General features: G+C 68.9%; 19 protein-coding genes. 16 read left to right on the top strand and 3 right to left on the bottom strand.

The features are described 5' to 3' along the window. The first annotated feature begins 27 nt into the window (after positions 1 to 27). The 5 genes from urtA (at position 28) to urtE (ending at position 5,575) form a co-directional block, all read left to right on the top strand. The gene (urtA, locus tag EV671_RS19130; RefSeq protein ID WP_132574685.1) at positions 28 to 1,278 is read left to right on the top strand and encodes an urea ABC transporter substrate-binding protein; all 1,251 of its coding nucleotides are present in this window, start codon (positions 28 to 30) and stop codon (positions 1,276 to 1,278) included. 188 nt (positions 1,279 to 1,466) lie between these two features. After that, positions 1,467 to 3,008, top strand: coding sequence for an urea ABC transporter permease subunit UrtB (gene urtB, locus EV671_RS19125; RefSeq protein ID WP_132574683.1), 1,542 nt, complete (start codon positions 1,467 to 1,469; stop codon positions 3,006 to 3,008). Beyond that, a complete protein-coding gene (urtC, locus tag EV671_RS19120; protein ID WP_132574681.1) occupies positions 3,005 to 4,051 on the top strand; it encodes an urea ABC transporter permease subunit UrtC in 1,047 nt (348 codons plus the stop codon). The genes urtB and urtC overlap by 4 nt, the downstream gene beginning before the upstream one ends. Continuing rightward, the gene (gene urtD / locus EV671_RS19115; protein ID WP_132574679.1) at positions 4,048 to 4,881 is read left to right on the top strand and encodes an urea ABC transporter ATP-binding protein UrtD; all 834 of its coding nucleotides are present in this window, start codon (positions 4,048 to 4,050) and stop codon (positions 4,879 to 4,881) included. The genes urtC and urtD overlap by 4 nt, the downstream gene beginning before the upstream one ends. A 1-nt stretch (position 4,882) precedes the next feature. After that, entirely contained in the window at positions 4,883 to 5,575 is a 693-nt protein-coding gene (gene urtE / locus EV671_RS19110; protein ID WP_132574735.1) for an urea ABC transporter ATP-binding subunit UrtE, read from the top strand. A 72-nt stretch (positions 5,576 to 5,647) separates the two neighbouring features. Here urtE and egtD read toward each other — a convergent pair whose 3' ends face one another. The 3 genes from egtD to EV671_RS19095 form a co-directional block, all read right to left on the bottom strand. Continuing rightward, positions 5,648 to 6,619 (bottom strand): L-histidine N(alpha)-methyltransferase, encoded by a 972-nt coding sequence (gene egtD, locus EV671_RS19105; protein ID WP_132574677.1) that lies wholly within the window; start codon positions 6,617 to 6,619, stop codon positions 5,648 to 5,650. After that, positions 6,616 to 7,767, bottom strand: coding sequence for an ergothioneine biosynthesis protein EgtB (egtB, locus tag EV671_RS19100; RefSeq protein WP_132574675.1), 1,152 nt, complete (start codon positions 7,765 to 7,767; stop codon positions 6,616 to 6,618). The genes egtD and egtB overlap by 4 nt, the downstream gene beginning before the upstream one ends. A gap of 93 nt (positions 7,768 to 7,860) precedes the next feature. Further along, complete coding sequence (locus EV671_RS19095; RefSeq protein ID WP_243655805.1) at positions 7,861 to 8,250, bottom strand: VanZ family protein; 390 nt, start codon at positions 8,248 to 8,250, stop codon at positions 7,861 to 7,863. 233 nt (positions 8,251 to 8,483) lie between these two features. Here EV671_RS19095 and EV671_RS19090 point away from each other — a divergent pair, with 233 nt between their 5' ends. From EV671_RS19090 to EV671_RS19040, 11 genes are all read left to right on the top strand, one after another. Next, positions 8,484 to 8,861, top strand: a complete 378-nt coding sequence (locus EV671_RS19090) for a hypothetical protein (protein ID WP_132574673.1) — start codon at positions 8,484 to 8,486, stop codon at positions 8,859 to 8,861. Positions 8,862 to 8,990: 129 nt separating this feature from the next. Next, the gene (locus EV671_RS19085; RefSeq protein ID WP_132574671.1) at positions 8,991 to 11,084 is read left to right on the top strand and encodes a 3-hydroxyacyl-CoA dehydrogenase NAD-binding domain-containing protein; all 2,094 of its coding nucleotides are present in this window, start codon (positions 8,991 to 8,993) and stop codon (positions 11,082 to 11,084) included. A 30-nt stretch (positions 11,085 to 11,114) separates the two neighbouring features. Then, a complete protein-coding gene (locus EV671_RS19080) occupies positions 11,115 to 12,290 on the top strand; it encodes an acetyl-CoA C-acyltransferase (RefSeq protein WP_132574669.1) in 1,176 nt (391 codons plus the stop codon). Beyond that, on the top strand, positions 12,287 to 12,709 hold the full coding sequence (locus EV671_RS19075) for a PaaI family thioesterase (RefSeq protein WP_132574667.1): 423 nt from the start codon (positions 12,287 to 12,289) through the stop codon (positions 12,707 to 12,709). Before EV671_RS19080 ends, EV671_RS19075 begins: the two co-directional genes overlap by 4 nt. 1 nt (position 12,710) lies before the next feature. Then, a complete protein-coding gene (locus EV671_RS19070) occupies positions 12,711 to 13,133 on the top strand; it encodes a PaaI family thioesterase (protein WP_132574665.1) in 423 nt (140 codons plus the stop codon). A 5-nt stretch (positions 13,134 to 13,138) separates the two neighbouring features. Further along, a complete protein-coding gene (locus EV671_RS19065; protein WP_132574663.1) occupies positions 13,139 to 14,935 on the top strand; it encodes an acyl-CoA dehydrogenase in 1,797 nt (598 codons plus the stop codon). Positions 14,936 to 14,949: 14 nt separating this feature from the next. Next, positions 14,950 to 15,741, top strand: coding sequence for an SDR family oxidoreductase (locus tag EV671_RS19060; protein WP_132574661.1), 792 nt, complete (start codon positions 14,950 to 14,952; stop codon positions 15,739 to 15,741). Between the two features lie 6 nt (positions 15,742 to 15,747). Beyond that, complete coding sequence (locus tag EV671_RS19055) at positions 15,748 to 16,185, top strand: PaaI family thioesterase (protein ID WP_132574660.1); 438 nt, start codon at positions 15,748 to 15,750, stop codon at positions 16,183 to 16,185. A 165-nt stretch (positions 16,186 to 16,350) separates the two neighbouring features. After that, the gene (locus EV671_RS19050) at positions 16,351 to 16,992 is read left to right on the top strand and encodes a hydrolase (RefSeq protein ID WP_132574658.1); all 642 of its coding nucleotides are present in this window, start codon (positions 16,351 to 16,353) and stop codon (positions 16,990 to 16,992) included. Positions 16,993 to 17,046: 54 nt separating this feature from the next. Continuing rightward, positions 17,047 to 17,283 carry a DUF2789 domain-containing protein gene (locus EV671_RS19045; RefSeq protein ID WP_132574656.1) on the top strand — a complete coding sequence of 79 codons (237 nt, stop codon included), beginning with the start codon at positions 17,047 to 17,049 and terminating at the stop codon, positions 17,281 to 17,283. Between the two features lie 46 nt (positions 17,284 to 17,329). After that, a complete protein-coding gene (locus tag EV671_RS19040) occupies positions 17,330 to 19,624 on the top strand; it encodes a DEAD/DEAH box helicase (protein ID WP_132574654.1) in 2,295 nt (764 codons plus the stop codon). Positions 19,625 to 19,659 lie beyond the last annotated feature (35 nt).

Raw genomic sequence — 19,659 nt, 5'->3', positions numbered from 1 at the left:
CTCTACACCCAACCCGGAGGAATACCGATGCTTCGCCGTTCCGCTCTCGCGCTGGCCGCTGCCGCCAGCCTGTTCGCCCCCGCCGCCTTTGCCGCCGACACCATCAAGGTCGGCGTGCTGCATTCGCTGTCGGGCACGATGGCCATCTCCGAGACCGTGCTCAAGGACACGGTGCTGATGGCCATCGACGAGATCAACGCCAAGGGCGGCCTCCTCGGCAAGAAGCTGGAGCCTGTCGTCGTGGACCCGGCCTCCAACTGGCCGCTGTTCGCCGAGAAGGCCAAGCAGCTGATCAGCCAGGACAAGGTCGCCGTCGTGTTCGGCTGCTGGACCTCGGTCAGCCGCAAGAGCGTGCTGCCGGTGTTCGAGCAGACCAACTCGCTGCTGTTCTACCCGGTGCAGTACGAGGGCGAGGAACTGAGCAAGAACGTGTTCTACACGGGTGCCGCGCCCAACCAGCAGGCCATCCCCGCGGTGGAGTACCTGATGAGCAAGGACGGCGGCGGTGCGAAGCGCTTCGTGCTGCTGGGCACCGACTACGTCTACCCGCGCACAACCAACAAGATCCTGCGCGCCTTCCTGCACAGCAAGGGCGTCAAGGACGAGGACATCATGGAGGAGTACACCCCCTTCGGGCACTCCGACTATCAAAGCATCATCGCCAAGATCAAGAAGTTCTCTGCCGAGGGCAAGAAGACGGCCGTCGTGTCCACCATCAACGGCGACTCCAACGTGCCCTTCTACAAGGAGCTCGGCAACCAGGGCCTGAAGGCGACCGACGTGCCGGTGGTGGCCTTCTCCGTGGGTGAGGAAGAACTGCGCGGCGTGGATGCCAAGCCGCTGGTCGGCCACCTGGCGGCGTGGAATTACTTCATGTCCATCAAGAACCCGGCCAACGACGCCTTCATCAAGAAGTGGAGCGACTACGCCAAGGCCCATGGGCTGCCGGGCCACAAGGACAAGCCACTGACCAACGACCCGATGGAGGCCACCTACATCGGCATCAATATGTGGGCCCAGGCCGTGAAGAAGGCCGGCAGCACCGACACCGACAAGGTCATCGCCGCGATGGCCGGCCAGACCTTCACGGCGCCGTCGGGCATCACGTCCACGATGGACGCCAAGAACCACCATCTGCACAAGTCGGTCTTCATCGGCGAGGTGAAGGCGGACGGCCAGTTCAACGTGGTGTGGAAGACGCCCGGCCCGGTCAAGGCCCAGCCGTGGAGCCCCTACATCCCCGAGAACAAGGGCAAGAAGGACGAACCCACGAGATAACCCCCCCCCCGAGGCGCCAAGGCGCCACCCCCCAGGGGGCGCCGCCAGTGGCCTGGCAGAGCGCTTGCGCTCCGGTGAAGGCTCAGATCGCGCAGCGATGTGATGCCGGAGCCAAAGCCAGTTCCACGGCGGCTGCTTGAGGGGCGCGCGCACTTCGTGCGGCGCTGGTTTTGTTCGCGCGGGTCTTCATGATCAAACGACTTCTTTTGGGTTGCTTGCTCGCGTTGCTGGGCTGCTCGGCCTGGGCTTTGTCGCCCGAGCTGGCCTCGCGCATCGCGGCGGGGGAGGGTGACGACCGCGTCGCGGCGCTGCAGCAAGCGCTGGCGGCGGGGGATGAGTCGCTCGGGCCTTTCCTGCATGCGCTGCAGGATGGCCGCGTGAGGGTGAAGGGCGGGCAGGCCCTCGTCATCGCCGAGGGCGCTGCGGCGCCGGCGGATGCCGAGGAGCCGATGCTGAACAACCGCATGCGCCGTGAGATCGATGCGGCGCTGGCCGGGCTGGATCTGCTGTCCAAGGACAGCGACACGCGTGCCAAGGCGCTGGCGACGCTGCGCGACGATGCCGACACGTCCAAACTCGCGCTGTTCGAGAAGGCGCTGGCGGCCGAGAGCGATGCCGGGCTGCGTGCGCAGCTGGGGGCGCTCGTGGCCGGCGCCAAGCTGTCGTCCACCGACCCGGGCCAGCGCCGTGCCGCGGCGGCCGAGCTGGCCGGCAGTGCCGACCCCGCGACCCGCGCGCTGCTGCTGGAAAAGCTGGCGGCCGAGACCGACCCCGGCGCCCGGGCGGCCATGCAGGCGGCCACCGACGCCATCGCCTCGCGCCTGGCCTGGGGCGAGCGCGCCCAGCTGCTGTTCTCCGGGCTCAGCCTGGGATCGGTGCTGCTGCTCGTGGCCCTGGGCCTGGCCATCACCTATGGCCTGATGGGCGTCATCAACATGGCTCACGGCGAGCTGCTGATGGTGGGCGCCTATGCCACCTACAGCGTGCAGCAGGCCTTCCGCGCCTGGGCGCCGGCCGCCTTCGACTACTACCTGTGGCTGGCGCTGCCGGCCAGTTTCATCGCGGCGGCCCTGGTGGGCGCGGCGATGGAGCGCAGCGTGATCCGCTGGCTCTATGGCCGGCCGCTGGAGACGCTGCTGGCCACCTGGGGCATCTCCCTCGTGCTGATGCAGGCCGTGCGCAGCCTGTTCGGCGCGCAGAACGTGGCGGTGGAGAACCCGGCCTGGCTGTCCGGCGGCTGGGCGCTCCTGCCCAACCTGACGCTGCCCTACAACCGCCTCGCCATCCTCGCCTTCGCGGGCCTTGTGCTCGGCGGCATGGCGCTGCTGCTGGCCAGGACGCGCCTTGGGCTGATGGTGCGCGGCGTCACGCAGAACCGCCGCATGGCGGCCTGCGTGGGCGTCAACACGGCCAGGGTCGACACCCTGGCCTTCGCACTCGGTTCCGGCATCGCGGGCCTCGCGGGCTGCGCGTTGAGCCAGATCGGCAACGTCGGCCCCGACCTGGGCCAGAGCTATATCGTCGATGCCTTCATGGTGGTCGTGCTTGGCGGCGTCGGCCAGCTGGCCGGCACCGTCTACGCGGGCCTGGGCCTGGGCGTGCTGTCCAAGCTGCTGGAGGGCTGGCAGGGCGCCGTGCTGGCCAAGATCGCGCTGCTGATGCTGCTTGTGCTCGTCATCCAGAAGAAGCCGCAAGGCCTGTTCGCCCTCAGGGGCCGGAGCGTCGAATGAAGCGTGCTGCACTCATCGTTGTGGCGGTGCTGCTGCTGCTCGTGCCGCTTCTGCACCTGGCCTTCCCGCCAGGCCATGCATTGCATCTGAGCGAGTTCTACGTGGGCCTGCTCGGCAAGTTCCTGTGCTTTGCCATCTGCGCGCTGGCCCTGGACCTGATCTGGGGCTTCGGCGGCATCCTGTCGCTGGGGCACGGCCTGTACTTCGCGCTCGGCGGCTATGGCATGGGCATGTATCTGATGCGCCAGATCGGCCGCGAGGGCCAGTACCAGTCGGACCTGCCGGACTTCATGGTCTTCCTGAACTGGAAGGAGCTGCCCTGGCATTGGGCGCTCAGCGACTCGCTCGCGGCCCAGCTCGTGCTGGCGCTGGCCGTGCCCGGGCTGATTGCCGCCGTGTTCGGCTGGTTCGCCTTCCGCTCGCGCATCCAGGGCGTCTACTTCTCCATCATCACGCAGGCCCTCACCGTGGCGGCCATGCTGCTGTTCTTCCGCAACGAGACGGGCTTCGGCGGCAACAACGGCTTCACCGACTTCAAGCGCATCGCGGGCTACTCCCTGAACACGCCGGGCATGAAGGTGGCGCTGTGCGTGGCCAGCGGCGTGGCGCTGATCGTCTGCTACCTCGTCGCTCGGGCGCTGACGCAAAGCCGCTGGGGCCGCATCCTGCAGGCCATCCGCGATGCCGAGGGCCGCGTGCGCTTTCTGGGCTACGACCCCGTCGCCTTCAAGCTCAGCGCCTATGTCATCTCCGCGCTGATGTGCGCGCTGGCCGGCGCCCTCTACGTGCCGCAGGTGGGCATCATCAACCCCGGCGAGATGAGCCCGGCGGCCAGCATCGAGATGGCCATCTGGGCCGCCGTGGGCGGGCGCGGCACGCTGATCGGCCCGGTGCTGGGCGCCTTTTTCGTCAACGGCAGCAAGTCCGTCTTCACGGCCTGGTGGCCCGAGGGCTGGCTCTACATCCTCGGCGGGCTCTTCATCGCGGTGACGTTGTTCCTGCCTCAGGGCTTGATGGGGCTGGCGCGGAGGTTCAAGAAATGACGCCGGAGCTTCTTGAAGCCGGCGCCGAGGCCCATGCCCGCGCGCTGACTCGCATCGCGACGGCCGGCGAGCCGGTCTTCAACCAGGGCGTGGCCCTGTATGTCGAAGACCTCAGGGTCGCCTTCGACGGTTTTCAGGCGCTGGGCGGCCTGAGCTTCACCGTTGGCGTGGGCGAGCTGCGCTGCGTCATCGGCCCCAACGGTGCCGGCAAGACGACGACGATGGACTGCATCACCGGCAAGACCCGGCCCGACAGTGGCCGCATCTTCTTCGGCAGCAACCTCGACCTGCGCCTGATGAACGAGGCCGAGATCGCCCGCGCGGGCATAGGCCGCAAGTTCCAGAAGCCCACGGTCTTCGAGGCGCTGACGGTGGCCGAGAACCTCGAGCTGGCCCTGGCCGGCGACCGCCGCGCCCGCTTCGCGATGCGGGCCAGACTGAGCGGCGAGCAGCGCGACCGCCTGGGCGAGCTGCTGAAGACCGTCCATCTGGCCGACGACAGCGACCGCGTCGCCGGCCTGCTCAGCCACGGCCAGAAGCAGTGGCTGGAGATCGGCATGTTGCTGGCGCAAGACCCGAAACTCCTGCTGCTGGATGAGCCCGTGGCCGGCATGACGGACGAGGAAACCGAACGCACGGCCGAGCTGTTCCTGAGCCTGGAGGGCAAGCACTCCCTCGTCGTCGTCGAGCACGACATGGCCTTCGTCGGCACGCTGGCGGGCGCGCACCGCATGGTCACGGTCCTGCATGAAGGGCAGACGCTGGCCGAAGGCACGATGGCGCAGGTTCAATCGGATGAGAAGGTGATCGAGGTGTACCTTGGCCGATGACATCCTGACCGTCGAGAGCCTGCACCAGCACTACGGCGGTTCGCACATCCTGCGCGGCCTGAGCTTTGGGCTGAAGCCCGGCGAGATCACCGTCGTGCTGGGCCGCAACGGCGTCGGCAAGACGACGCTGCTGAAGGGCCTGATGGGCGTCGTGCCCGTCACGTCCGGCAGCATCGCGCTGGCCGGCGAAAACATCGGCAAGCTGCGCACCCACCAGCGTGTGCGCGCCGGCTTGGGCTATGTGCCGCAGGGCCGCGAGATCTTCGGGCGGCTGTCGGTCATCGAGAACCTGCAGATGGGCCTGAGCAGCCAGCCCGCCGGCACGCCCTTGCCCCGGGAGCTGTTCGAGCTTTTCCCCGTGCTCGACAAGATGCGCGGCCGTCGCGGCGGCGACCTGTCCGGCGGCCAGCAGCAGCAGCTCGCGATCGCCCGCGCGCTCGCGCCGGGGCCGAAGGTGCTGCTGCTGGACGAGCCCACCGAGGGCATACAGCCCAACGTCATCCAGGACATCGGCCGCGTCATCCGGCATCTCGCTCACGACAAGGGCCTGTCTGTCGTGCTCGTCGAGCAGTTCTACGACTTCGCTGCTGAGCTGGCGGATCAGTATCTGCTGATGCAGCGTGGCGAGATCGTCATGCGCGGGCGGGGCGCCGATATGGCGTCGAACGGCGTGCGGGAACGGCTAGCGATCTGAATGACCTCTAACCCAGCCGAGTAGGGTGGGGCGCGACCCGCCCTACGCCATTCGCGCGTTGCACCCGTAGCCTCAACCGCCCGCCGCCTCCAGCCACAGCACCGCAAACCACCGGTTCGCATCCATCCAGACCTTGCCCGGCCTGAACCCCGCCCGCTCGGCCATGGCCTGGAAACCCGACACCGTGTACTTGTGCGAATGCTCGGTGTGCAGCGTCTCGCCCTCGCGGAAGGCATAGGCTTCGCCGCCGACCCGCAACTCCAGCGGCCGCGTCGCGCGCAGATGCATCTCGATGCGCCGGTAAGCGGGGTTGTAGAAGGCCAGGTGCTCGAAGCCGCCCTGCGGGAACTCGGCGCCCAGCTCCTTGCGGGCGCGCTCCAGCACGTTGAGGTTGAAGGCCGCGGTGACGCCGGCCGCGTCGTTATAGGCGGCGTGCAGCACGTCGTGGTCTTTCTCCAGGTCGATGCCGATCAGCAGGCCGCCGCCGGCCAGTTCGGCCGCGGCCAGGCGCAGGAAGGCCTCGGCCTCGGCGGGCGTGAAGTTGCCGATGCTGGAGCCGGGGAAGAAGCCGACGCGGCGGCTGCCGTCGGGACAGGGTGGCAGCGTGTGGGCCTGCGTGAAGTCCGCCACCAGCGGCTGGATGGCGAGGCCGGGGTAGTCGGCCGCGAGCGCATCGCAGGCGGCCAGCAGGTGCGGGCCGGAGATGTCCACGGGGACGAACTGCGCGCCGTCGCGCGGCAGCGCGTCCAGCAGCAGGCGCACCTTGCGCAGCGCGCCGGCGCCGTATTCGACGAGTTGCACGCCCGGCCCGAACTGCTCGGCCATGTCGGCCGCATGGGCCTCGAGCAGGGCCAGCTCGGTGCGCGTCGGGTAGTACTCGGGCAGCTCGCAGATCTGCTCGAACAGGCGCGAGCCGGCCTCGTCGTAGAAGTATTTGGGCGAGATGGCCTTGGGCGTGCGGACCAGCGCGGCGTGCAGGTCGGCGCCGAACTGCTCGTTGTCCGTGCAGGTGCGGGGCTGGCCCCATTCGACTCCTGGTTTCATCGTGCGAGCCTCAGTCCACTGAACTGCCAGCGCGCGGCCGGCGGGAAGAAATTGCGGTAGCTCGGTCGCGCATGGCCGGCCGGTGTCGCGAGGCTGCCGCCGCGCAGCACCTGCTGGCCGACCATGAATTTGCCGTTGTACTCCCCCACGGCGCCGGCCGCCGGCTTGAAGCCGGGATAGGGGGCATAGTCCGAGCGCGTCCATTGCCAGGCCCCCCAGGCCGGGTCTGCGGCCTGCTCGAAGCCCGGCAATATCGACGCGGCCTCCCACTCGAATTCGGTCGGCAGCCGCGCACCCGCCCATTCGGCGAAGGCGCAGGCCTCGTAGAAGCTCAGCTGCGTGACCGGGGCATCGGGGTCCAGCGCCTGCACGCCATGCAGGCCGAAGACGCTGCCGTCCTGCTGCCAGTACAAGGGCCGCTGCCAGCCCTGGGCCTGCACGGTGGCCCAGCCGTCCGACAGCCACAGCAGCGGCTCGCGGTAGCCGCCGGCAGCGACGAAGTCGGCGTACTCACCGCAGGTAACGAGGCGGTTGCTGATCTCGAAGGCTTCGAGCAGCACGCGGTGGCGCGGGCCTTCGTTGTCGAAGGCGAAGCCTGCGCCCGTGTGGCCGATGTCGATGACGCCGCCCGGGTGCTTCAACCAGGCCTGGGCCGGCGCTCGGGCCGGCTCGGGCCGCTGCGGCTGATACGCCGGTAGCAAAGGGTTGCACGAAAAGGCATGCAGGATGTCGGTCAGCAGCAGTTCCTGGTGCTGCTGCTCGTGGTGGCAGCCCAGCTCGATCAGCGCGCGGGCCGCGTCGGACGCGAACGGCAGCAGGTCGGCCAGGGCCGCGTCGACATGCCGGCGGTAGCCCTTCACCTCGTCGAGCGAGGGCCGGCTCAGCAGGCCGCGCTGCGGGCGCGCATGACGCGGGCCCAGGCTCTCGTAATAGGAGTTGAACAGCCGGGGCCAGCGCTCGTCGAAGACGCAGTAGCCCGGCAGATGGGGCTGCAGCACCAGGGCCTCGAAGAACCAGCTCGTGTGGGCCAGATGCCATTTGGCCGGACTGGCGTCGGGCATGGACTGCAGCTGCGCGTCCTCGTTCGACAGCGGTGCGGCCAGGGCCAGCGTGCGGGCACGTGTGGTGCGGAGCAAGTCGGTCAACATGGGGGCCAACCGTAGCGCAAACTGCTGCCAACGGTGTGTCAGTTCCCCGGGGATGACCTCACGGCCTGCAAGGGAACTTGCGCGCTGCCTGCCTCAGCGCCGGCGTTGGGTGCTGGCCGAGATGGGCCAGGCCAGCAGCAGGCCCAGCGAGACGCCGACGCCGTCGGCCAGCAGGTCGAACCAGTCGCCCTCCCGTGGCGGCAGATAGCTCTGCGCGATCTCGATGGCACCGCCATAGGCCAGCACGGCGATGAACAGGAAGGGCCACTGCCGCGGCCGCGGCCAGATGGCCCAGGCGCTGGCGAAGGCCAGCGACGCGAAGGCGAGGGCATGGTTGGACTTGTCCCAGCCCGTGGTGATCATCTTGGGCGGCGCCGGGATCAGCGCGAGCCAGGTGATGACGACGAGCAGGGCGGCGAGCAGCAGGCGCCACATCGCGCGGCGCTCGGGTGCGGTGCAGAGGTTGACGATGAAGCTTGGCATGGCGGGCCGCATTGTGGCGGCCTGGCGTGTCGGGCCTGAAGCGGGGGTCCAGCGGCAGGCGGCGGGTGTGCCAGACCAGCAGCAGTGACAGCACGCGCAGCAGGCAGGGCGGGCCGCCCAAGCGCCGCGCCCTGCGGCGACTCGTGGGAAACCCTTGGCCTCGCGGATGGGGTCGACGCGCCGCGGCCCCTGGCCTATACATTTGCAGGGATAAGGAAGCCAGGGGAGAAGCCATGGACAACAGCCAAACGATTCAAATGCTGGGCAGCCTGGTGCTGGGCCTGGTGCTGGGGGCGGGCGCGGTGTTCGCCTGGCTGTCGCGCCGCATGAAGCAGGAGCATCAGCGCCTGCTGCATGTCGAGCAGGCGCGCCAGCAGATTTCGCAGCAGGTCACGCAGGCGCGCAAGCAGATCGAGCAGTTGCAGCGCGAATGCCATGAGCTGCGCTTGGCGGTGCGCCCCGCGCCGCGGCCGGCGCCCGCGCCCGAACCCGTGCAGGACCCGGCCGAAGCGGCGCGGCTGTATGCCGAGTCCAAGCTGAACCCGCAGGCGGCCAAGGAAAGGCCGCAGGCCTTCAAGGACACCGTGGTGCTGCGTCGCAACCCCGAGTGAGGCGCTGAAACAGCCTTGTCACTGCCGGGACAAGACTGCGCCCGGACCGCTGCCTAGAATCGAACGGTCGTTCTATTTCTGGGCCGGCTGCAGGAGACGCGGCATGGCCCGTCAACCGAGGTCGTGCCCATGACAGCCCATTACGAAGTCCGCGGCAGCATTGCCGTGATCACGCTCGACAACCCTCCGGTCAACGGTCTGGGTCTTGCCACTCGCTCGGCCGTCGCGGCCGGCGTGGAGCGCGCGGAGGCCGATCCGGCCATCGCCGCCTTGGTCATCACCGGTGCCGGCAAGGCCTTCTCGGGCGGTGCCGACATCAAGGAGTTCGGCAGCCCCAAGGCGCTGGCCGAGCCCAATCTGCTGAGCTTGATCTCGCTGGTCGAGAACTGCAGCAAGCCCATCGTCGCGGCCATCCACAGCGTCTGCATGGGTGGCGGCCTGGAGCTGTCGCTGGGCTGCCATTACCGTGTCGCGCAGACCGGCACCAAGGTCGCGTTGCCCGAGGTGAAGCTGGGCCTGCTGCCCGGCGCCGGCGGCACGCAGCGCCTGCCCCGCGCCCTCGGCGTGGAGCCCGCGCTGAACATGATTGTCAGCGGCGAGCCCGTCGAGGCGCAGATGCTGGCCATGGTCCCGGGCCAGAAGCTGTTCGACAAGGTCGTCGATGCCGACGTGGTGGGCGCGGCCGTCAAGTTCGCCGAAGAGATCTCCGAGAAGCGCCCGCTGCCCAAGGTGCGCGACCTCAAGGCCCGCCACCCGAATGCCGACGCCTACTTCCAGTTCGCCCGCAACATGGTGGGTGGTATGTCGAAGAACTTCCCGGCGCCGCTGCGCTGCCTGGAGGCGGTGGCCGGTGCGGTCAAGCTGAAGTTTGACGACGGCATGCGCGCCGAGCGTGAGGGCTTCGCGGCGCTGATGGTGACGCCCGAGTCCAAGGCGCTGCGCCATCTGTTCTTCGCTGAGCGCGTGGCCAGCAAGATCGCCGACGTGCCCGAGGACACGCCGCTGCGCACCATCGCCAAGGTCGGCGTCATCGGCGCCGGCACGATGGGCGGCGGCATCTCGATGAACTTCCTGAACGCTGGTCTTCCCGTCACCATCCTGGAGACCAAGCAGGAAGCTCTGGACCGCGGCGTCGCGACCATCAGGAAGAACTACGAGGCCCAGGTCAAGAAGGGCAAGCTGAAGGAAGACAAGTACGCCCAGCGCATGGCGCTCTTGAGCCCGACGCTGAACTACGCTGACCTGAAGGACTGCGACCTCATCATCGAGGCGGTGTTCGAGGAGATCGGCGTCAAGGAGGCCGTCTTCAAGCAACTGGACGAGGTCGCCAAGCCCGGCGCCATCCTGGCGTCCAACACCTCCACGCTGGACGTCGACAAGATCGCGGCCTTCACCAGGCGTCCGCAGGACGTGGTGGGCATGCACTTCTTCAGCCCGGCCAATGTGATGAAGCTGCTGGAGGTGGTGCGCGGCAAGGCCACCGCCAAGGACGTGCTGGCCACGGTGATGGCGACGGCCAAGAAGATCAAGAAGACGGCCGTCGTGTCCGGCGTCTGCGACGGTTTCATCGGCAACCGCATGATCGAGCAGTACAGCCGCCAGGCCGGCTTCCTGCTGGACGAGGGCTGCAGCCCGCAGCAGGTGGACAAGGCGGTCGAGAAGTTCGGCTTCGCGATGGGCCCCTTCCGTATGGGCGACCTGGCCGGCAACGACATCGGCTGGGCCATCCGCAAGCGCCGCTATGTCGAGAAGCCCGGCATGAAGTATTCGGCCAGCGCCGACCGCCTGTGCGAGCTGGGCCGTTTCGGCCAGAAGACCGGTGCCGGCTGGTACGACTACCAGCCCGGCAAGCGCGACGCCATTCCGTCGCCGATCGTCGACGAGATGCTGAAGAAGCACCGCGAGGCCATCGGCGCGAAGACGCGCGACATCAGCGATGAGGAGATCGTGCACCGCCTGGTGTTCGCCCTCGTCAACGAGGCCGCCCACCTGCTGGAGGAGGGCATCGCCCAGCGCGCCTCGGACGTGGACATGGTCTATCTCACCGGCTACGGCTTCCCGATCTGGCGCGGCGGCCCGATGTGCTACGCCGACACGCTGGGCCTCTTCAACGTCGTGCAGGCGATGAAGCGCTTTGCGAAGAACCCGATGGACGACGGCGCGTTCTGGACGCCGGCGCCGCTGCTGGCCCGACTGGTGGCTGAAGGCAAGTCCTTCACTTAAGCCCCCGGCCTACCGAACAAGGATCAAGACATGAGCAACGCACTGATCGTCTCCACCGCCCGCACCCCGCTTGCCAAGAGCTGGAAGGGCGCTTTCAACATGACCCATGGCGCGACGCTGGGCGGCCATGCCGTCAAGGCCGCCGTCGAGCGGGCCGGCATCGAGGCCGGCGCCATCGAGGACGTGCTGATGGGTTGCGCCACGCCGGAGGGCGCCACTGGTAGCAACATCGCCCGCCAGATCGCGCTGCGCGCCGGCCTGCCCATCACGGTGAGCGGCGTCACCATCAACCGCTTCTGCTCCAGCGGCTTGCAGACCATCGCGATGGCGGCGCAACGCATCATCGCGGGCGAGGGCGATGTCTACATCGCCGGCGGTGTCGAGAGCATCTCCTGCGTGCAGCAAGAGGCCAACAAGCACATGATCGTCGACCCGGCGCTGATGAAGCTCAAGCCCGAGATCTACTGGAACATGCTGCAGACCGCCGAGAACGTGGCCAAGCGCTACAACATCTCGCGTGAGCGCATGGACCACTATGGCGCCGGCAGCCAGCAGAAGGCCTGCGCGGCGCAGGCCGCCGGCAAGTTCAATGACGAGATGATCTCCGTCACCACAACCATGGGCGTGGCCGACAAGGTCATGGGCCTGATGAGCAAGGAAGTGACCGTCAGCGCCGACGAGGGCCTGCGCGAGGGCACGACCTACGAAGGCATCAAGGACCTGCGCTCGGCCGTGCCCGGCGGGCTGGTGACTGCCGGCAATGCCAGCCAGTTCAGCGACGGCGCTGGCGCCTGCGCGCTGGTCAGCGAGCAGTACGCGTCCACGCACAACCTCAAGCCCCTGGGCCGCTTCCTGGGCTTTGCGGTGGCCGGTTGCGAGCCAGACGAGATGGGCATCGGCCCCGTGTTCGCCGTGCCCAAGGTGCTGAAGAAGCTGGGCCTGACGGTTGCCGACATCGATCTCTGGGAGCTGAACGAAGCCTTCGCCGTGCAGGTGCTGTACTGCGCCGACACGCTGGGTATCCCGATGGACCGGCTCAACGTCAACGGCGGCGCCATCGCCGTTGGCCACCCTTACGGTGTGTCGGGCCAGCGCCTGACAGGCCATGCCCTCATCGAAGGCCGGCGCCGCGGCGCCAAGCGCGTCTGCGTGACGATGTGCATCGGCGGCGGCATGGGCGCGGCCGGCGTGTTCGAGGTGCTGTGAGCCAAGAGGCTTTCCTCAGGCGCGGCGCGGACATCCTCGCTTCGCAGCCCTTCAGCCGCCTGCTCGGCGTGGAGATCGGCGCGGTGGCGCCGGGCCGCGTCGAGCTGCGGCTGGCGCTCAGGCCCGAGCTGCAGCAGCAGCACGGGTTCGCACATGGCGGCGTGCTCAGCTATCTGGCCGACAACGCGCTGACCTTCGCCGGCGGCACGGCCTTCGCGTCCGACGCGCTGACCAGCGAGTACAAGATCAACTACCTGCGCCCCGCCGTCGGCGAGCTGCTGATCGCGCGTGCCGAGGCTGTCAATGCCGGCCGCACGCAGGCCGTCTGCCGCTGCGACGTGTTCGCGGTGCAGGATGGCGTCGAGAAGCTCTGCGCCGTGGCCCAGGGCACCATCGTCAAGCTCTCGCAGGGCGAGTGAGATGCAGGTCGACCTCGACACGCTGCGCGGTTTCTTCCGCTCGGCGCCCTTCATGGCCGACCTGGGCGTGGAGCCCACGGCTGTCGATCCCGGCCGGGTATGGACGCGGATCACCATCGAGAAGCGGCACTGCCAGCACACCGGCGTCGTGCATGCCGGCGTCATCGCTGCGCTGGCCGACCACACGATGGGCGCTGCGGCCCAGACCTGTGCCGCCGACGGCCACTGGGTGTTGACCGCCGAATTCAAGACCAGCCTGCTGCGCGGCGCCAGCGGTGAGCGGCTGGAATGCGAGGCTTGGGTCGTCAAACCCGGCCGACAAGTCTCTTTCACCGAGGCCGAGGTGTACGCGGTGGCGACGGGCGGCGAGCGCAGGCTCGTGGCCAAGGCCAGCGGCACCATGGCCGTCACGAAACAGGAATAGCAGCAATGCGCGAAACCCTGGAATTCCTGCTCTACGACTGGCTGCGCGCGGCCGACCTGACGGCCCGCGAGCGCTTTGCCGACCACTCGCGCGAGACCTTCGGCGCCGTGCTCGATACCAGTGAGCGCATCGCCCGCGAGAAGCTCGCACCTTTCTACCGGCTGATGGACATCGAGGAGCCGCGCTTCGATGGCGAGCGCGTGCACCTGCCCGCGGCGACGCTGGATGCCGTCAATGCGCTGGTCGACTCCGGCATGCTGGCCGCGGCACAGGACTACGACGTGGGTGGCATGCAGCTGCCCTGCCTCGTCGAGACGGCGGCCCACGCCTTCGTCAGCATGGCCAACGTCCATGCCGGGTCCTACGCCGTGCTGACGACCTGCAACGCCAACCTGCTGATGGAGCATGGCAGCGAACGTCAGCGCGAGGTCTTCGCGAAGACGCTGCTCGCCGGCCAATGGTTCGGCACGATGTGCCTGTCCGAGCCGCAGGCGGGTTCATCGCTGTCCGACGTGATGACGCGTGCCGAACTGGAAGACGAGAACGACCCGCTGGGCGCGCGCTACCGCCTGCGCGGCAACAAGATGTGGATCTCGGGTGGCGAGCATGAGCTGCGCGAGAACATCGTCCACCTGGTGCTGGCCAAGATTCCGGGGCCGGATGGCAAGCCAGTGCCCGGCACCAAGGGCATCTCCCTCTTCATCGTGCCCAAGCAGATGGTAGGAATTGATGGCCAACTGACCGGCGAGCGCAACGACATCGCGCTGGCGGGGCTGAACCACAAGCTGGGCCACCGCGGCACGACCAACTGCCTGCTGAATTTCGGGGAGGGCCGCCATATGCCGGGCGGCCGGGCCGGTGCGGTCGGCTACCTCGTCGGCAAGCCCGGTGAGGGCTTGCGCTGCATGTTCTTCATGATGAACGAGATGCGCATCGGGGTGGGCCTGGGCGCGACGATGCTGGGCTATGCCGGGTTTGAAGCCAGCCTGGAATACGCCAAGCAGCGCCCGCAGGGCCGGCCGATGACGGCGGCCGGCAAGGACTCTGCCAGCCCGCAGCGGCCCATCATCGAGCATGCCGACGTGCGCCGCATGCTGCTGGCGCAGAAGAGCTACGCGGAGGGTGCCCTGGCGCTGGAGCTGTATTGCGCCCGCCTGGTCGACGAGCTGAACACGGGCGACGCCAAGGCCGAGGCGCAGGCCCTGCTGGACGTGTTGATCCCGATCGCCAAAAGCTGGCCCAGCGAGTGGTGCCTGGAAGGCAATTCGCTGGCCATCCAGGTGCTGGGCGGCTACGGCTATACGCGCGACTTCCCGGTGGAGCAGTACTGGCGCGATCAGCGCCTGAACATGATCCACGAGGGCACGCATGGCATCCAGGCGCTGGACCTGCTGGGCCGCAAGGTCGTGCAGCAGGGCGGGGCTTCGCTCGCGGCGCTGGCCGCGCGCATGCAGCAGACGATAGCCCGCGCGATGCAGACCGGCTGGGCGCCCGAGGCCAACCAGCTGGCCGCGGCCCTCGCCCAGGTCGGCGGCGCGACGAAGAAGGCATGGAGCACCGGCGAGCCCGAGGAGGCGCTGGCCAACGCGACGCCCTACATGCAGGCCTTCGGCCACACGGTGCTGGCCTGGATCTGGCTGGACGTGGCGCTGACCGTGGGCGGTGACAGCGACTTCGCCCACGGCAAGCGCGCCGCGGCCCGCTACTTCTTCGCCTACGAACTGCCCAAGATCGGCGCCTGGCTGGACGTCGTCGCACGGCGCGAGCTGCTGTGCCGCGAGATCAAGCCCGAATACTTCTGAACCGGAGACACACGATGAGCACCAAAGTCCAAGACCTTTTCGACCTCACGGGCCAGGTGGCCCTCGTCACAGGCGGCTCGCGCGGCCTGGGCCTGCAGATCGCCGAGGCACTCGGCGAAGCCGGCGCCAAGATCATGCTGACCTCGCGCAAGGCGGCCGACCTGGAGGAGGCCGCTGCCCACCTGCAGGCGCGTGGCATCGATGCACGCTGGATCGCCGCCGATGCGGCCAAGGACGAGGACGTGCAGCGCGTCGTCACCGAGACGATGGAGCGCCTGGGCCAGATCGACATCCTCGTCAACAACGCCGGCGCCAGCTGGGGCGCCCCGGCCGAGGAGCATCCCATCGAGGCCTGGGACAAGGTCATGAACCTGAACATCCGCAGCCTCTTCGTGTTTGCTCAGGCGGTGGCCAAGGCCAGCATGATCCCGCGCAAGTCAGGTCGCATCATCAACGTGGCCTCCATCGCCGGCCTGTCGGGCAACTCGGGTGCGATGAAGACCATCGCCTACAACACCAGCAAGGGCGCGGCCGTGAACTTCACGCGCGCACTGGCCGGCGAGTGGGGCGCCTATGGCATCACCGTCAACGCGCTGGCGCCGGGCTTCTTCCCGAGCAAAATGACCCAGGGCCTGCTGGCTTCCGTGGGCGCCGACAAGATGGCCGCCCATGCGCCGCTGAACCGCCTCGGCGACGACGACGACCTGAAGGGCGCGGCCCTGCTGTTCGCGTCCAAGGCCGGCAAGCACATCACGGGGCAGATCCTGGCCATCGACGGCGGCGTCAGCGCCGTTCATGGAAACTGACGGCCCATGGAATTCCCGGTCCACATCCCCTTTGTCCAGCAGCTGGGCTTCGAGCTGCATTCGGTCAGCGACGGCGAGGCCGAGCTGCGGCTCGCCATCGCCGAGCAGCACCTGAACTCCTGGCGCGTGGCTCATGGCGGCGTCGTGATGACGCTGCTGGACGTGGCGATGGCGCACGCGGCGCGCAGCGTGAACCGGCACCTGCCCGACCTCGGGCCCGGCGTGGTGACCGTGGAGATGAAGACCAGCTTCATGCGCCCCGGCGAGGGTGAGCTGCGCGCGGTGGGTCGGCTGCTGCACCGCTCGACGACGATGGCCTTCTGCGAGGGCTCGGTCTTCGGCGCCAGCGACAAGCTCTGCGCCCACGCCACCGGCACCTTCAAATACCTGCGCGCGCTGCCGGCCGGGCGGCAGCTCAAGCCGCTGGGCGGCGAGGGCGACTGAGACCGGGCCGCGCTGCCCGGCCCGCGGCGCAGGCATGTCCATGCCTTCGTCCCGGGTTTGGCGTTGTGAGGCGCTGCCGGCCTGCCTAGGATGGCCCTCGGCTCCAGCCGCGAGCCACCGAGGCATGCCGGCGTCCGCATGCCAGATCACCCACGAGGAGATCCCATGGCAAGCGAAGCGATACGCGATCCGGCCCGAGACGCGCTGCTCACCCCGAAGAACGCCGCCTTCATCATCATCGACTACCAACCGGTGCAGGTGAACTCCATCGCATCGATGGACAGGCAGCTGCTCGTCAACAACATCGTCGGCGCCGCGAAGGCGGCGGTGGCCTACGGCCTGCCTATCGTGCATTCGACGGTCAACGTGAAGACCGGGCTCAACAAGCCGCCCATTGCGCAGTTGCACAAGGTGCTGGGCGACTTCCCGACCTATGACCGCACCAGCATCAATTCCTGGGAGGACGTCGAGTTCCGCCAGGCGGTCGAGGCCACCGGCCGCAGGAAGCTGATCATGACGGCGCTCTGGACCGAGGCCTGCCTGACCTTCCCGGCGCTCGATGCGCTGGCCGCGGGCTACGAGGTCTATGTGGTCGCCGACGCCGTCGGCGGGACCTCGGTCACGGCCCACGAGATGGCGCTGCGCCGCATCGAGCAGGCCGGGGGCCGGATGATCAGCGTCCCGCAGCTGTTCTGCGAGCTGCAGCGCGATTGGCAGCGCAAGGAGACCGTGCCGGCCTTCATCAGCCTGTTCATCGAGACTGGCGGCACCGCGGGCATCCAGTTCTCGTACGATCGATCCGAATAGGGGCGGGCGCCTTGCGGCCCCGCCGCACATCCTTCTGCATGAGGCTTGGATTTGATGGATGCCGGATTCCACCGTTTCAGCGAACTCTTCGCCCAGCTGGGCCTGGCCAATGACCCGGCCTCGATCGGGCGCTTCATCGCTTCTCACACACCTCTGCCAGGCGGCGTGAGGCTGGAGGACGCGCCGTTCTGGACCGCCGCGCAGGCGCAGTTCCTGCGCGACGCGGTCGGCCAGGATTCGGACTGGGCGGAGGTGTCGGACCAGTTGAGCGCAGCCCTGCGCCCGAGCTGAGCCGGGCCTGCCTCGCGACGGCCTCGCGGGCTGCGAGACTGTCGGGATGCCCACCGCACCGCCCCAACTCACGCTGCGCACGCTGACGCGCGGCGACGGCCTGCTCGGCCTGCGCCCGCGCGGCCCCCTCGGCCCGCGCGGCGAGCAGGTGACGGTGGCGATGCTGGCGCAGCGGGATACCGAGGCCGAGCAGACGCTGCAGAAGCTGGGCCTCGTGCCGCTGGACCCGGCCCTGCTGCAGTGGCGCGGTGCGCCGCAGCCGCTGGGCGCCTCGTTGTGGACCCTGGTGCAGGAAGAGTTCTTCGGTGACTTCCATGCCGACAGCGTGCCGGAGCTGCTGGCCCAGGGCTGGCAGGTCAACACCGAGCCGGGCTTCGCCCACCACAGCCAGTTCGTCAGCGGCTGGCAGCTCGAGCTGGCCGAAGAAGCACCCGAGGCGCCCAGGCCCAGCCGCCGCGTGCAGGGCCTGGGCCTGGAGCGTCGCCAAGGCGCCTGGCTGGTCAGCCTCGGCATGGAAGTGGAGGGCAAGCGGCTCGACCTCGCGCCGCTGATCGCCAACCTGCTGCGCCGCGACAAGCGCTGGCTGGACGCCGTCGCCATAGGTGCCATCGAGGACGACGCCATCGTGTCGCTGCGCGCGCCGGGCGGCCGGCGCTTCCATGCACCGGCCGCGCCGCTGAAGGCCATGATGCTGGCGTTGCTGGACCTGCTCAAGCCGGCCGAGCTGGACAAGGGCCTGCCGCTGCGCCTCAATGAATGGGATGCGGAACGCATCCGCTGCATCGAGGACGAAGCCCCCGGCCGCTGGCAGATCCACGGCGACGCCGGCCTGGAGGCGCTGGGCCGGCGCCTGCTCGCGGCCGGCGCGCCCGGGGCCCTGCCGCAGCCGCCCGGCCTGGGCCTGGCGCTGCGCCCCTACCAGCTGCACGGCCTGGCCTGGCTGCAATACCTGCGCGAGCAGGGGCTCGCGGGTGTCCTGGCCGACGACATGGGCCTGGGCAAGACGGCTCAGGCGCTGGCCCACCTCTGGGTCGAGAAGCAGGCCGGCCGACTGGACCGGCCCGCGCTCGTCATCCTGCCGACCTCGCTGCTGTTCAACTGGCAGCAGGAGGCCGCCCGCATCGCGCCGGGCTTGAGGGTGCAGACCTGGCATGGCGCCGACCGCGCGGCCGGGGCTCGCTTCGCTGACGCCGACGTCGTGCTGACCACCTATTCCCTGGTCTGGCGCGACCTGCGTGCGCTGTCTGCCCAGCCCTGGCATCTGCTGATCCTCGACGAAGCCCAGGCCGTCAAGAACGCGCATGCCCGCGCCGCCCGCGCGCTGCGCCGGCTCGATGCCCGCCATCGCCTGGCCCTGACCGGCACGCCGCTGGAGAACCACCTCGGCGAGCTGTGGTCGCTGTTCGACCTGCTGATGCCCGGCCTGCTGGGCGACTCGCGCAACTTCGCGCGCCACTGGCGCAAGCCCATCGAGGTCAACCGCGACGGCCCCCGCGCGCGCCTGCTGGCGGCCCGCGTGCGGCCCTTCATCCTGCGCCGCCTGAAGACCGAGGTGGCCACCGAGCTGCCGCCGCTGACCGAGCTGGTCAGGCGCGTGCCGCTGGTCGGCCAGCAGAAGCAGCTCTACGAGAGCGTGCGCGTCGCGGCCGACCACATGGTCAGGCGTATCCTGGTGCGCGACGGCTTCACGCCCACCAGCCTCATCAGCGTGCTGGACGCGATGCTGAAGCTGCGCCAGGTCTGTTGCGACCCGCTGCTGCTCAAGGGCGTGCAGACGCCGCCGGGCGTGGAGCGCGCCAAGCTCGAATGGCTGCGCGAGCACCTGCCCGACCTCGTCGCCGAGGGCCGGCGGCTGCTTGTGTTCTCGCAGTTCACCGAGATGCTGGACCTGATCGCCGCGCTGCTGGCCGAACTCGGCCTGCCGCACCTGCGGCTGACGGGGCAGACGGCGGCCTCGGCCCGCGGCGACGTGGTGCGGCGCTTCCAGGCGCAGGAGGTGCCCATCCTGCTGGCCAGCCTGAAGGCCGGCGGCGTGGGCCTGAACCTGACGGCGGCCGACACGGTCATCCACGTCGACCCCTGGTGGAACCCGGCCGTGCAGGCCCAGGCCAGCGCACGCGCCCACCGCATTGGCCAGCACCAGCCGGTCTTCGTCTACCAGCTCGTGGCCGAGGGCAGCATCGAGGAGCGCATGCTGGAGCTGCAGGCGCGCAAGAAGGCGTTGGCCGATGGGCTGCTTGGGCGCGACGAAGGCGCCGCTCTGACCAAGTTCAGCACGACGGAGCTGAACCTGCTGCTCGCGCCACTTGAGACGGGCGAGGCCCGTCTGCAGGTGACGTGAATAGCCCAAAGCAGCGGTGCGCCTAGTGCGTCAAA

It is taken from the genome of Roseateles saccharophilus (genome assembly GCF_004342485.1).
GTDB classification, from domain to species: Bacteria; Pseudomonadota; Gammaproteobacteria; order Burkholderiales; family Burkholderiaceae_C; genus Pelomonas; species Pelomonas saccharophila.
This window is presented reverse-complemented; position numbering and strand designations above follow the sequence as displayed.

Coding starts and splice junctions, on each gene's coding strand:
- urtA (WP_132574685.1), top strand. CDS start 28: ATGCTTCGCCGTTCCGCTCTCGCGCTGGCCGCTGCCGCCAGCCTGTTC.
- urtB (WP_132574683.1), top strand. CDS start 1,467: ATGATCAAACGACTTCTTTTGGGTTGCTTGCTCGCGTTGCTGGGCTGC.
- urtC (WP_132574681.1), top strand. CDS start 3,005: ATGAAGCGTGCTGCACTCATCGTTGTGGCGGTGCTGCTGCTGCTCGTG.
- urtD (WP_132574679.1), top strand. CDS start 4,048: ATGACGCCGGAGCTTCTTGAAGCCGGCGCCGAGGCCCATGCCCGCGCG.
- egtD (WP_132574677.1), bottom strand. CDS start 6,619: ATGAAACCAGGAGTCGAATGGGGCCAGCCCCGCACCTGCACGGACAAC.
- egtB (WP_132574675.1), bottom strand. CDS start 7,767: ATGTTGACCGACTTGCTCCGCACCACACGTGCCCGCACGCTGGCCCTG.
- EV671_RS19095 (WP_243655805.1), bottom strand. CDS start 8,250: ATGCCAAGCTTCATCGTCAACCTCTGCACCGCACCCGAGCGCCGCGCG.
- EV671_RS19090 (WP_132574673.1), top strand. CDS start 8,484: ATGGACAACAGCCAAACGATTCAAATGCTGGGCAGCCTGGTGCTGGGC.
- EV671_RS19085 (WP_132574671.1), top strand. CDS start 8,991: ATGACAGCCCATTACGAAGTCCGCGGCAGCATTGCCGTGATCACGCTC.
- EV671_RS19080 (WP_132574669.1), top strand. CDS start 11,115: ATGAGCAACGCACTGATCGTCTCCACCGCCCGCACCCCGCTTGCCAAG.
- EV671_RS19070 (WP_132574665.1), top strand. CDS start 12,711: ATGCAGGTCGACCTCGACACGCTGCGCGGTTTCTTCCGCTCGGCGCCC.
- EV671_RS19065 (WP_132574663.1), top strand. CDS start 13,139: ATGCGCGAAACCCTGGAATTCCTGCTCTACGACTGGCTGCGCGCGGCC.
- EV671_RS19060 (WP_132574661.1), top strand. CDS start 14,950: ATGAGCACCAAAGTCCAAGACCTTTTCGACCTCACGGGCCAGGTGGCC.
- EV671_RS19055 (WP_132574660.1), top strand. CDS start 15,748: ATGGAATTCCCGGTCCACATCCCCTTTGTCCAGCAGCTGGGCTTCGAG.
- EV671_RS19050 (WP_132574658.1), top strand. CDS start 16,351: ATGGCAAGCGAAGCGATACGCGATCCGGCCCGAGACGCGCTGCTCACC.
- EV671_RS19045 (WP_132574656.1), top strand. CDS start 17,047: ATGGATGCCGGATTCCACCGTTTCAGCGAACTCTTCGCCCAGCTGGGC.
- EV671_RS19040 (WP_132574654.1), top strand. CDS start 17,330: ATGCCCACCGCACCGCCCCAACTCACGCTGCGCACGCTGACGCGCGGC.